At 65.2% G+C, this 12,683-nt stretch carries 9 protein-coding genes and 1 tRNA gene; 3 read left to right on the top strand and 7 right to left on the bottom strand.

Annotated features, from left to right (window positions below):
* Positions 1-76: 76 nt before the first annotated feature.
* Complete coding sequence (locus tag PSEMAI1_RS0104630) at positions 77-1,228, bottom strand: pyridoxal phosphate-dependent aminotransferase (protein ID WP_024301739.1); 1,152 nt, start codon at positions 1,226-1,228, stop codon at positions 77-79.
* A gap of 175 nt (positions 1,229-1,403) precedes the next feature.
* On the opposite strand from PSEMAI1_RS0104630, the gene PSEMAI1_RS0104625 reads away from it, so the two are divergent.
* The 3 genes from PSEMAI1_RS0104625 to PSEMAI1_RS0104615 all read left to right on the top strand — a co-directional run bounded on the left by PSEMAI1_RS0104625 (position 1,404) and on the right by PSEMAI1_RS0104615 (position 3,138).
* A tRNA-Ser gene (locus tag PSEMAI1_RS0104625) sits at positions 1,404-1,493 on the top strand.
* A 325-nt stretch (positions 1,494-1,818) separates the two neighbouring features.
* A complete protein-coding gene (locus tag PSEMAI1_RS0104620; RefSeq protein ID WP_024301738.1) occupies positions 1,819-2,112 on the top strand; it encodes a putative quinol monooxygenase in 294 nt (97 codons plus the stop codon).
* A gap of 99 nt (positions 2,113-2,211) precedes the next feature.
* Positions 2,212-3,138, top strand: coding sequence for a helix-turn-helix domain-containing protein (locus tag PSEMAI1_RS0104615; protein ID WP_084612622.1), 927 nt, complete (start codon positions 2,212-2,214; stop codon positions 3,136-3,138).
* A 355-nt stretch (positions 3,139-3,493) separates the two neighbouring features.
* Here PSEMAI1_RS0104615 and PSEMAI1_RS0104610 read toward each other — a convergent pair whose 3' ends face one another.
* The 6 genes from PSEMAI1_RS0104610 to PSEMAI1_RS0104585 form a co-directional block, all read right to left on the bottom strand.
* The gene (locus PSEMAI1_RS0104610; RefSeq protein ID WP_024301736.1) at positions 3,494-4,909 is read right to left on the bottom strand and encodes an EAL and HDOD domain-containing protein; all 1,416 of its coding nucleotides are present in this window, start codon (positions 4,907-4,909) and stop codon (positions 3,494-3,496) included.
* Between the two features lie 58 nt (positions 4,910-4,967).
* Positions 4,968-6,068 carry a chorismate synthase gene (gene aroC, locus PSEMAI1_RS0104605; protein WP_024301735.1) on the bottom strand — a complete coding sequence of 367 codons (1,101 nt, stop codon included), beginning with the start codon at positions 6,066-6,068 and terminating at the stop codon, positions 4,968-4,970.
* A 102-nt stretch (positions 6,069-6,170) separates the two neighbouring features.
* Entirely contained in the window at positions 6,171-6,800 is a 630-nt protein-coding gene (locus PSEMAI1_RS0104600; protein WP_024301734.1) for a 2OG-Fe(II) oxygenase, read from the bottom strand.
* 105 nt (positions 6,801-6,905) lie between these two features.
* Positions 6,906-7,862 carry a 23S rRNA (adenine(1618)-N(6))-methyltransferase RlmF gene (gene rlmF, locus PSEMAI1_RS0104595; protein WP_024301733.1) on the bottom strand — a complete coding sequence of 319 codons (957 nt, stop codon included), beginning with the start codon at positions 7,860-7,862 and terminating at the stop codon, positions 6,906-6,908.
* Between the two features lie 177 nt (positions 7,863-8,039).
* Positions 8,040-10,661: an aminopeptidase N gene (gene pepN, locus PSEMAI1_RS0104590; protein ID WP_024301732.1), complete on the bottom strand. Its 2,622-nt coding sequence runs from the start codon at positions 10,659-10,661 to the stop codon at positions 8,040-8,042.
* A gap of 158 nt (positions 10,662-10,819) precedes the next feature.
* Complete coding sequence (locus PSEMAI1_RS0104585; protein WP_024301731.1) at positions 10,820-12,604, bottom strand: M61 family metallopeptidase; 1,785 nt, start codon at positions 12,602-12,604, stop codon at positions 10,820-10,822.
* Positions 12,605-12,683: the final 79 nt, after the last annotated feature.

The following is a 12,683-nucleotide window of genomic DNA, read 5'->3' as shown; positions in this document are numbered from 1 at the left end:
TTTTATTGCCGGTCGCTCAGCACCGACAGGAACAGCAGGATGCCGATCAACGCCCCGATCGGAATCAGCTCGGCGATCAGCCGGCGCGCGCCATCCTCCGCACCGCCTCGGCCAGGCGCTCGATGCCGGTGGTGTAGGCCACCCGCACATGCTGCCCGGCACGATAGGTGCCGAAATCCGCCCCCGGCGTGATCGCCACGTGCACCTCGTCCAGCAGGCGCTGGCAATAGGCGAAGCTATCGTCGGTCACCGCGCCGACGTCGGCGTAGACATAGAATGCGCCATCCGGCTGCACCGGGATGCGCCAACCCAGGCTGGGCAGCGCCTCGAGCAGGAAATCGCGGCGCCGGCCGAACTCGGCACGCCGCTCTTCCAGCAAGGCCAAGGTCTCGGGCTGGAACGCCGCCAGCGCGGCGCGCTGCGCCGGGGCCGGCGGGCACAGGAACAGGTTCTGCGCCAGGCGGATCGCCGGTTCCACCAGTTGCGGCGGCACCACCAGCCAGCCCAGGCGCCAGCCGGTCATCTGGAAGTACTTGGAGAAGCTGTTGATCACCAGCGCGTCGTCCGCCACCTGCAGCACGCTCGGAGCGTCCATGCCATAGGTCAGACCGTGGTAGATCTCGTCGACGATTAAGGCCCCGCCACGCTGGCGGCAAACAGCGGCCAGCCCGGCCAGTTCCTCGGCGCTCAGCACGGTGCCGGTCGGGTTGGCCGGGCTCGCCACCATCGCCCCGGCGGTGCATTCACTCCAAACCGCCTCCAGTTGCGCCGCCGTCAGCTGGTAGCGGCTCTCCGGCCCCACTTCCACCACGCGCGGCACACCGCCCAACAGGCTGACGAAATGGCGGTTGCATGGGTAGGTCGGATCGGCCATCACCACCTCCCCGCCCTGCTCCACCAGCAAGGCCAGCGCGATCTGCAAGGCCCCGGATGCCCCCGGCGTGACGATGATGCGCGACGGGTCGAGATCCACACCATGACGGCTGGCGTAGAAACCGGCAATCGCCGCGCGCAGTTCCGGTAGCCCCTGGGCGGCGGTGTAGAAGGTGTCCCCCTGGGCGAGCGCCTGCCGCCCGGCTTCGACGATGGCCGGCGGCGTGGCGAAATCAGGCTCGCCCACCTCCAGGTGGATCACGTCATGCCCCTGCGCCTGCAAGGCGCGGGCCTTCTCCAGGATGGCCATGACCTGGAACGGGGAAATGCTGTCGAGACGGGACGCTAGCTTCACTCTGCCCTCTGCTGATGGAGCGACTACGGTCAGTCGGAAATAAAGGCGATCGGCCGAGGGTGTCGGCCAAGCGGATAGACCCCCAGTGTACCAAGCACCACGGGGAAAGGCAGAACGACGGCAAACTGTTGACAGGGGCGAATCCCATCCATATAATTCGCCTCTCATTGACCGCGGAGAGGTGGCAGAGTGGTCGAATGTACCTGACTCGAAATCAGGCGTACGGGTTCCCGTACCGAGGGTTCGAATCCCTCCCTCTCCGCCAGTCAACCACATTAAAGCCCTGAGCAATCAGGGCTTTTTTGTTTTTCACGCACTAATCCCGCCTCTTGCATTTGCCATTTACCGCTTACCGGGAGCGCCCTATCGTGGCCATGCCGGTTGGCGCTACACCCTGCGCGGGCGGCAATGGCGAATCGCCCCTTCCGAAACCTAGCAGCCTTGGTCACCTCATGAACTCCTCGATGAATTGAATTGGCGGCAATCCGCCCATGACTCGGGCAGTTGTCGATCCATGTCGCATTTCTTCAATACCGGTCATCGGCCCGTTCGGAAAATGGCGCTTCCTGACAACCCGACGGAGATTCCGTATGTACTTGCTTCATGCCGAACTACACGCTTTCCCGCACACGGTCGAGCGCGTCCGCTCCTGCCTGGAGCGCCTGGTGGCGGCGGCCAAGACCGAACCGGGCAACATCGCTTACGCGGTCTTTTCCCCTTTCGAGGCGCCAGACAGTTTCATCGTGCATGAAGTCTATCGGGACAAGGCCGCCTGCGATGCCCATCTGGCGTCGGAGCCTGTGATGAAAGTTCTGCAGGATTTTGCCGAGTGGCTCGAGGCCCCGCCCCGAATTCTGTTTTGCGGCCTGGTAGCAAGCCGCTAATGCTTGCGGGCGCCATAAGCGCCTACCATTCATCATGAATTTTGATGATGGGCAGAGAAATCGGCAGTCGCGACGATCCAGCCCATCTCCCCGAAACTCATGATTTGGGGGTATCCTGACATCCCGAGTGGATTTTGCATCCTCATGCCGACCGTACCCAACGACAGAACGGCCCATGCCGCACCATCGATGTGGAGCGTCCGCCCGGCGCCCCCTCTCGATGCCTACATAGATCGGATCTGGGGCATGAGCTATCACGCGCAAACCCCGGTCGCTTTGCCGCGGATATTGCCCGGTACCGGCGCCGAGATGTTTGTCCATTTCGGCCAACCATTCAGTGCTGTGACCGACACGGGAGCCATCGACGTCCTGCCACGGAACCACCTTCTTTGCGTGCGCAACGTCTGCCTGGATCTGCTGCCCTCCTCCAACCTGGATTTCATCGCAGTCCGTTTCAAATCGGGGTGTATTTTGCGCTTCCTCGATCAATCGCTAGGAGAGTGCTTCGACCATCCCTTGTCGTTGGACGACGCAATGGGGCACGCGGGAACCGTCTTGATGGATCGTTTGCACGGCGTTTCCGGACGGGACCGGCGTGTCGCCCTGCTTGAGGAATGGCTGAAGAACCGGCTCCAACGGCGGGCCTGGTTCGATCCTCGAATGGCTTGGGCCACGCGGGAGCTTTACTACACATCAGGGGGCATCCAGGCCCTGGCTGATCGCATGGGGCTAGGCAGGCGGCAATTGGAAAGACGGTTCAAGGCGCAGGAGGGGCTGAGTCCGGTCGCTTTTCGCCAACTGGCACGTTTTCAGCGGACGGCCAAGACGCTGCTGCTCGACCCGATGCAGCCCCTGATCCAGACCGGCCTGGATTTCGGGTTCGCCGATCAGGCGCATATGGTCCGGGAATTCCATGCCATTGCCGGGCGCACTCCTGAACGACTGCGCGACGAGATGCGCGCCCGATTGACGTTCTACTGCCGCAGTTCATCGCATCAACGGATCGCGGCGTCCCCTACGGCTTGATTGCCCTGACGCGCCAGGGAAGCCGATATGCTTGCCCTGTCACTGGGGCAAGCGCCACGATTGGGTGCCCGGCCTACCACTCAGGCCACAGCCCGGCTTGTCGCACGCGCAGGCAGGCTCCGCCAGCGGCTGACGATCAGGGCGAGTTCTTGTTCATCGGCTCGCAATTTATGCTCCACGCTTCCTCCCCACACTCGGTCACCCTCATGCAGTTGCGCTTCACTTCGTTCGCGGTGATCAACTTACGGCAGGACTTGCACCCGCCGGAGGACACCCAAGCCGGGCATACAATGAACAAGAGGCCCGGTACTTGCCGGGCCTCTTTGGTTGGATCACCACCGTGACGCCGAACCACTCACACCGCCTCGACGTTGTTGTGCACCTCGCTCTGCTGCAGCACTTCCTGCGTCCACAGCACGGCGTCGGCGTAGTAGCGGTTGATCAGCTCGTCGTCGAACTCCAGCATCTTGGCGATGGTATGCACCCGGACGGTATCGCCCTGCTCGCACGCCATGGCCAAGAGCAGCTGCGGCGCGAACAGCCCCTTGTGGTTGACGATGGCCTCGCGCACCGGCGCAGGCAGCTCGATCGCGTTCAGCGTGTCGGGGAACGGGATGTTCAGCAAGGCGTCCAGCAGCGAGAACATGCCGGTCAGGAACAGATGCTCGGCTTCCAGCTTGTTGCCGCGGTAGGCACCGAGTTTTTCCATGAAGCGCGCGCGGATCAGCGATTTTTCCAGCAGCGCCACCGAACGGCCGTCCTCCTTGCGCGCGGTGAACAACAGCATCGACAGCCACTTGAACAGCGTATCGCGCCCCAGCAGCATCAAGGTTTCCTCGATGCTCTGCACCTTGCGGCTCAGCCCGTTGACCGGCGAGTTGATGAAGCGCAAGAGCTTGAACAGCAGCACCGAATCGAGCTTGAACTGTGCCTCGATCTCGCGCGTTTCGGCATTGGCGCGCAACAGGCGCATCAGCTGCATCACCCGGGTCTGGCTGGCGTCGCTCTTGCCAGTTTCCATGCCACGCACCATGGTGACGAAGGAGCCGTGGAACAGCGCGAAGCGGTGGCTGCCCGGCGCGTGCAGACAGACGTCCAGTTCCTCGGCCGTGCCGACATTGCGCGCCAGCCAGCGCGCCTGCGGGTAACGCTTGGGCAGTTGGTCGAGGATGGGCGCCAGCACGCGCGTGGACGGCGCGGCGAAGTCCAGCACCATGAAGTCCATGCGGCTGAACAGCTCCGGCTGCAGCCGCTCGGCCAGCGCTTGGCTATCGTAACGCGCCGGCTCCACGGCAAAGCGCAGCCCCTTCTGCTTGAGAGCGTCGAGCCGCGGCAGCAGCGCCTCGGTCAGCGGCTCGTCGCTGATCGGGTCGAGCACCAGGATCACGCTCTTGGCCGGTAGCTCGTCGAGCATCGCCTCGTCGAGCGAGGCGATGGAGATGTTGACGAAGGCGCGGCGGTACGCCAGCAGGCGGAACACGTCCATGTTCTGCAGCGTGGACAGCATCAGCCGGTCGAACTCGCACTGTTTCTTGCCGGTCATCTCCCCCTGCTGCGCCTTGCGCACGGCGAACTCGTACGCCACCACCCGCTGCTGGCGGTCCATGATCGGCTGATGGGACACGAAGCCCAGCGTCGGCGGCAGGGCGACCGGCGGCTCATGCGCCGCCAGGGTCATTTCGGTATCGGGGGGACGGGCCGCCTCGACGGGAGGGGCATCCGCCTCCTTCGCGCCGCCCCCGGTCAGGCCTCCCAGCAGATTTTTCAGCATGATCAAAACATCCTAGAAAACCGCACGGAATGCATGAGGCATGAAGCCTCCTACCACTCTAGCCGATCCGCCCGGGAATGCGCGGGGTTTCGACGTGCACGTCGCCGCATTGCGCACGATGGCGCAGCGCATGGTCGATCAGCACCAGCGCCAGCATGGCCTCGGCGATCGGCGTGGCGCGGATCGCCACGCACGGGTCGTGGCGGCCGTGGGTTTCCACCATGATCGGATTGCCCTGCTTGTCGATGGAACGGCGCGGCGTGGCGATGCTGGAGGTCGGCTTGATGGCGATGTTGACCTCGATGTCCTGGCCGGTGGAAATGCCGCCCAGGATGCCGCCGGCGTGGTTGGAGGCAAAGCCCTCGGGCGTCAGCTCGTCGCCGTGCTCGCTGCCGCGCTGCGCCACCGAGGCGAAACCGGCACCGATCTCCACGCCCTTCACCGCGTTGATGTTCATCATGGCGTAGGCGATCTCGGCGTCGAGGCGGTCGTACACCGGCTCGCCCCAGCCCACCGGCACGTTCTCGGCCACCACGCGCACCTTGCCGCCGACCGAATCGAGGCTCTTGCGCACCGAATCCATGTAGGCTTCCAGTTCCGACACGATGGCCTCGTCCGGGGCGAAGAAGGGGTTGGCCGACACATGCTCCCAGCTGGTGAACGGGATGACCATCTCGCCGACCTGGCTCATGTGGCCGCGAATCACGATACCGTGCTTCTCCTTCAGCCATTTCTTGGCGATGGCGCCGGCGGCAACGCGCACCGCCGTCTCGCGCGCAGAGGAACGGCCGCCGCCGCGCGGGTCGCGGATGCCGTACTTGTGCCAGTAGGTGTAGTCGGCGTGGCCGGGACGGAAGGTCTCGGCGATGTTGCCGTAATCCTTGGAACGCTGGTCGGTATTGCGGATCAACAGCGCGATGGGGGTGCCGGTGGTCTTGCCCTCGTACACTCCGGAGAGGATCTCCACCGTGTCCGGCTCGCGGCGCTGGGTGACGTGGCGGCTGGTGCCGGGCTTGCGGCGGTCGAGCTCGAGCTGGATGTCCGCCTCGGACAACTCCATGCCGGGCGGGCAGCCGTCGACGACACAGCCGATGGCCGGTCCGTGGCTTTCGCCAAAAGAGGTAACGGTAAACAGCAGGCCCATGCTATTGCCAGACATCGCTTCATCCCTTGCTTATTTTTCGGTGATCGCGGTCGATTCTAGCACGGGAGACGCTTCGCTTCCGCCCGCTGTTTGGCCATGGCAGGTCGGATCAGGCGTTCACCACGGCACGCTGCTGCCGCGGCGGCGGTACCAGCCGGTCACCGACAGCCGCTGCCGGCGCGCCGGCAGCACCTCGTGCCAGAAGCAGTCGGACAGGAACAGCACCAGCGTGCCGGCTTCCGGCTCGATGTCGACGAACTCCTGGCATTCATCGTCCAGATAGAGCCGGATCTGCCCGCCCGCTTCGGCGGGCCAGTTCTCATTGAGATAGAACACCGTGGTCAGGGTGCGCGCATCATCGTCGCGGAAGCGGTCCAGATGCTTCTTGTAGAACGCACCCTCGGGGTAAACGGCAAAGTGAGATTCGAGCTCGACGAGCCCCAGATAGAGCCCGCGGTTGACGCCCTGCATCACCTCGTCCATCGCCGCGTTGTACGCCGCCACCGCCGGACGGTCTTCCACCTGGTCGAGCCACAGCACCGAGTCGGAGCGGATCTCGGCGCGCCGCGCCTGCCCGTCGGCGCGGCCGGTGGCGGCCTCGTGGAACAGCCCCTCCTCCCACACGGCAAGACAGGATTCGCGCAAGGCGGCGATCAACTCTACCGGCAAGGCGTGGGGGATGACGATCCAGCCCTGCTCGGCGAGGGTGTCGATGGCGGTGTCGAGGTCAAAATTCAGCGCACTCATGCGGGTCTTTCGGCAAAAAATCGGTTTGCTGCGCTTTCTACCATAGCCTCCGCCCCCTGGCCAATGAGCCAGATCAAGGCACGCAGAATGGCGCGGTCCAGGCCTTCAACGCGCCCAGCGGGCCGCACGCCAATCAGCCAGGGCCGCCTCGTCCAGATAACTCCACGCTACCAGCCGGCTCACCTTCTGCCCCTGCGCCATGGCGATAGTTTCCACGCGTCGGGCACCGGCCTGCTTGAGCGCACGGAACAAGCCCGGTAGGTTGGCCTCCTTCGACACCAGCGAGGAGAACCAGCAACACTGGCGGGCGAAGCCGGCACTTTCACGCACCATGGTACGCAGAAAACCGGCCTCGCCACCCTCGCACCACAATTCCGCGTTCTGACCGCCGAAGTTGAGCACGGTCTTGGCCGGCCGCTTGCCGGTGAGGTTGGTGAGCTTGCGGCGCGTGCCGGCCTCCGCCTCCTCGGCCGATGCGTGGAACGGCGGATTGCACAGCGTCAGATCGAAATAGTCGCCCCGCTTGATCACATTACGGAATATGGTGGCCGAAGACGGCTGGCGTCGTAGCTTGACCGCCCCGGCCAGCGCCGGGTTGGCGTCGACGATGGCCTGGGCCGAGCGCAGTGCCACCGGATCGATGTCCGAACCGACGAAGCGCCAGCCGTACACCGCACGGCCGATGATCGGGTAGACACAGTTGGCGCCGACACCGACGTCGAGCACGGCGACACGCTCCGGCAGCGTGCCGCCGTTGCTGTCGGCCAACAGGTCGGCCAGATGGTGGATGTAGTCGGCCCGACCGGGAATCGGCGGACACAAATAGCCGGGCGGAATGTCCCAGTGCGCGATGCCGTAGTGGTGGGCCAGCAGCGCACGGTTGAGCATCTTCACCGCGGCGGGGTCGGCGAAGTCGATGCTGTCGTCGCCATGGGCGTTGCGCGCGACGAAACGCGCAAGGTCGGGGCAGGCGGCGATCAGGGCGGCGAAATCGTAGCGCTGGCGATGGGCATTGCGCGAATGAAGGCCGGGTTTGGGCGCCGGCGGGCGGGAAGCGGTCATGGGAGTCGGCTACGGTGGAATGGCGCGGATTGTACGAGGTTTGCCGCCATCCCGATACGGCCCGGACGCCCCACACCCCCCTCCTCGCTGGCCGACACCGGTCAGTGCAAAAAAAAACCGCACGGCCAGATCGCCGTGCGGTTTTTGCATTTCGCTCAGAGCCTGGACTCGCGTGAATCAAGCCTCCAGGTTCTTCGACACGATCTCGTACACGTCGCGCGACAACGGCAGCGCCAACAGCCGCTCCAGCTCGGCCTTCATCAGACCACGGCGCACCGGCTCGAGCTTCTTCCAGCGGTTGAACAGCTGGACCAGCCGGCTCGCCACCTGCGGGTTGAAGCCGTCGATGGCCTCCACCTGCTCGGCGAGGAAACGGTAGCCCGAGCCATCGGCGGCGTGGAAGTGCAACTGGTTGCGGCCGAAGCAGCCCAGCAGCGCGCGCGCCTTGTTGGGGTTCTTCAACGAGAAGGCCGGGTGTTCCATCGCCTCGCGCACGCGCTGCAGCGTGTCCGGCAACTGACAGCTCGCCACCAGCATGAAGTACTTGTCCATCACCAGCGCATCGTCGACCCAGCGCCGGGCGAACTCGGCGAAACACTGGTCGCGCTCGGCGCCGGCGCGGTCGCGCAGCGCCGACAAGGCGCCCATCTGGTCGGTCATGTTGTCGGCCTGCAGGCACTGCGCCTCGGCCGACTCGGCCGGCCAGACGTCGTCCAGACGGCACAGCATGGCGAGCGCGAGGTTCTTCAGCGCACGCTTGCCGGAATCCTGCGGACGGTAGCTGCGCGTCTGGTTCAAATCGTAGGCCTCGTGCCACTCGCCGCGCAGCGCCTGCGCCAGACCGTCGAGCATCGCCTCACGCACCTCGTGGATCAGCACCGGATCGGCATCGTCGACCAGTTCCAGCAGCTCGGCCTCGGTAGGTAGCGTCAGCATCAGCGCCTTGAACGCCGGATCGGCGGCATGATCCTTCAGCACCGCGCGGAACGCGGCCACCAGCGTTTCGGACGGCGCCCCCTGACGCCCGCCTTGGCATTCGGCGATCTGCTGGCGCAGCAGACGCTGCCCCAGCGTCTGGCCGGCTTCCCAACGGCAGAACGGGTCGCTGTCATGCGCCATCAGGAAGGCCAGCTCGTCGTCGCGCCAGGCGAAGTCGAGCCGCACCGGCGCCGAAAAGCCGCGCAGCAGCGACGGCACCGGTTCGACCGGCACGTCGACGAACACGAAGCGCTGCTCGGCCAACTTCACATCCAGCACGCGCGAAGTGCCCTGCGGCTCGCTCTCGCCCTCCAACTGCAGCGGCAGGTCGGCGCCGTCCTCCCCCAACAGGCCCAGCGCCAGCGGGATATGGAACGGCAGTTTGTCGGGCTGCCCCGGCGTGGGCGGGCAGCTTTGCTTCACCGTCAGCGTGTAGGTCCGCTCGGCCGGGCTGTACTGGCCGCTCACGCTCAACAGCGGCGTGCCGGCCTGGCTGTACCACAGAGAAAACTGCGTCAGGTCCACGCCGTTGGCGTCGGCCATGGCGGCGCGGAAGTCGTCGCAGGTGACGGCCTGCCCGTCGTGGCGCTTGAAGTACAGCTCCATGCCCTTCCTGAAGCCGTCGCGGCCCAGCAGGGTCTGGTACATGCGTACCACCTCGGCGCCCTTCTCGTACACCGTCATGGTGTAGAAGTTGTTCATCTCGATATACGACTCGGGACGGATCGGGTGCGCGGTCGGGCCGGCGTCTTCCGGGAACTGCAGCGCGCGCAGTTGCTTCACGTCGCTGATGCGGCACACCGCCCGGCTCGACATGTCGGACGAGAACTCCTGGTCGCGGAATACCGTCAGCCCTTCCTTCAGCGACAGCTGGAACCAGTCGCGGCAGGTGACGCGGTTGCCGGTCCAGTTATGGAAGTACTCGTGGCCGATCACGCCTTCCACGTTGTGGAAGTCGTCGTCGGTGGCGTTTTCCTGGCGCGCCAGCACGTACTTGGTGTTGAAGATGTTGAGGCCCTTGTTCTCCATCGCCCCCATGTTGAAGTCGCCGACCGCCACGATCATGTAAATGTCGAGATCGTACTCCAGCCCGAAGCGCTCCTCGTCCCATTTCATCGCGCGCTTCAGCGACTCCATGGCGTGCGCCACCTTGTCCTGGTCGGCAGGCTCGGTCCACACCTCCAGCGTCACCTGGCGCCCGCCCGGGGTGGTGTGACTGTCGCGCCGCACCGCCAGCCGCCCCGCCACCAGGGCGAACAAATAGGCCGGCTTGCGGTAGGGGTCGACCCAGCGCACCCAATGGCGCTTCTTGTCGACCATGCCCTCGCCCACCTTGTTGCCGTTGGACAAGAGCACCGGGTACTTCTGCTTGTCGGCGACGATGGTGGTGGTGAACTTGGACATCACGTCCGGGCGGTCGAGGTAATAGGTGATCTTGCGGAACCCTTCCGGCTCGCACTGGGTGAACAGGTTGCCGTTGGAGGCGTAGAGCCCCATCAGGCTGGTATTGGCGGCCGGATCGAGCTCGGTCTCGATCTCCAGGATGAAGCTGTCCGGCACGTCGGGAATCACCAGCTGCTCGCCATCCAGGCGGTAGCGCCCTTCGGCCAGCCTTTCGCCGTCGAGCACCACTGCCATCAGCCTGGCGCTGCCGTCGAGCCGCAGCTCATTGTCGTCATGGCCGCTATGGCGCCGCACGAGCAGGCGCGAATAGACGCGCGTCACCTCGTCGAAGATGTCGAACTTCAGATCCACGCGGTCGAGATTGAACGCGGGAGCCTGGTAATCTTTCAGGTATTTCACTTCGGGTTGCTGGGCCATGTCTTCACCTAATCAAGGGCCGTTTCAGATGACCCCGCCTTGCTGCTGCTCGCTGGCGTGGTCGGCCAGCCGCGCAGACACCGCTGCGGCGGGATAGCGCCGCAACGACAATTCGGCCCGGCGATGGCGGGCCTGGCGGAATCGATATTTCCGTGTTTTTAGTGTTTGAGCCAGCGCGCGCCGGCAGGTTGCAGCACTAATCGGCAGGTATCGGCCGGTGCCGCCTGCAGCCGCACGTTGAATGTCATCAGTTCGTCACGGCGGAAGGCGTGGAGTTTCACCGTCTCGCCCGGCTGAAAGCGCGCCAGCGCCTTGTCGAGATCGCTTGCCTTCAGGCGGTCGATGGCCACCACTACGTCGCCACCGGAGAGTCCGGCCTGCTGGGCCGCGCCGCCGTCCAGCACGTGAGTCAGGCGGATGCCCAACGGATCGGCGGCGCTGCGCACGCCCAACACCGGCCGCGCCGATTTGCCCGCCAGTGTTTCCACCACGCCGCCGCGGTCGTTCGGGCCGTCTGCCGGCTCCAGCGCCATCTGCACCCCCTGCGTGGCGAGCAATTCCACCAGCGGCAGATCGGCGGTGGAACGCAGCGCCAGATCGAAGAACACGCGCAGGTCGACACCGGTACTCCGCTCCGCGATGCGCTCCCACTCGTCCTCGGCCAAGCCCTGGCCGTCGGCCAGCCACTTCTGCCACAGCGCGCGCATCACGTCGTCGAGCGACTTGGCGTCACCGGTCTCGCGCCGGATCAGCAGGTCCAGCGCCAGCGCCGCCAGCGCGCCCTTGGTGTAGTAGCTGACCAGGCTGTTGGGGCTGTTCTCATCCTGACGATAATACTTGGTCCAGGCGTTGAAGCTGGACTCCTCCAACGTCTGCTTGAGCCGCCCCGCACCGCGCTCGACCCCGCTGATGGTCTCGGCCAACAGGCCCAGGTAGCGCTTCTCGTCGATCAGGCCGCAGCGTACCAGAGTCAGGTCGTCGTAATACGAGGTCACGCCTTCGAACGCCCACAACAGGCGGGTATGGTTCTCCCGGCTCAGGTCGTAGGGAGAGAAGGCGGCAGGCTTGAGGCGCTTGACGTTCCAGCTATGGAAGTATTCGTGGCTGATCAGCCCCAACAGGCGCAGGTAGCCGTCGCCGATGTCCTTATCGCCCGCCTGTGGCAGGTCGTCGCGGTTGGCCACCAGGGCGGTCGAGGCGCGGTGCTCCAGCCCGCCGTAGATGTCCTTACCGACGAACAGCAGGAACACGTAGCGCTCGAACGGGGCGGGCCGGCCGAACAGCTCGATCTGCCATTCGCAGATCTTCTTCACGTCGCGCGCCAGGCGCTTGAGATCGGCGCGGAAGCGGCCGGCGACGACGAACTCGTGCGGCACGCCGCAGGCCTTGAAGCTCACCCGCTCGAAGCACCCCATCTCCACCGGGTGGTCGATCAGCTCGTCGTAATCGGCGGCGCGGTACACCCCGAAGCCGGTCTTCTTCTTGACCTCGAGCGCCGGCAGGCTGGTGGCGAGCTGCCAGTTGGCGAACTCCTTGCCCTCGGGCGGCAGGATGGCCACCTCGCAAGGGCTACTTTGGTAGCCTTCCGCCATTAGGAACACGCTGGTACCGTTGAAGAAGCCGCGCTCGCCGTCGAGGTACGCCCCGCGCACCGACAGGTCGAAGCCGTAAACCTGGTAGCGCAGGGTGAGAGGCCCCTTCACCGGCGCCGCCTGCCAGCTGTGCTTGTCCAGCTGGGTCAGCACCACCGTCTTACCGGCGGACTCGGCCTGCAAGGTCACGATCTGGCGCGCGAATTCGCGGATCAGGTAGCTGCCGGGAATCCAGGCCGGCAAGCGCACGATCTGCCCTTCCCGCGCCGGACGCTCCACCGTCATGACCACCTCGAACAGATGGGCCTCGGGCGAGAGAGGGAGTATCTGGTAGCGGACGGGCACGGTCATGGCGAATTACCTGTCATGGCGAAAAGCGCCGATTCTAGCACCGCGCCGCGCGGAATGCTGCCCGGCAAGGCGAGTTGAT

Source organism: Pseudogulbenkiania sp. MAI-1, assembly GCF_000527175.1.
Taxonomy (GTDB): Bacteria; Pseudomonadota; Gammaproteobacteria; order Burkholderiales; family Chromobacteriaceae; genus Pseudogulbenkiania.
This window is presented reverse-complemented; position numbering and strand designations above follow the sequence as displayed.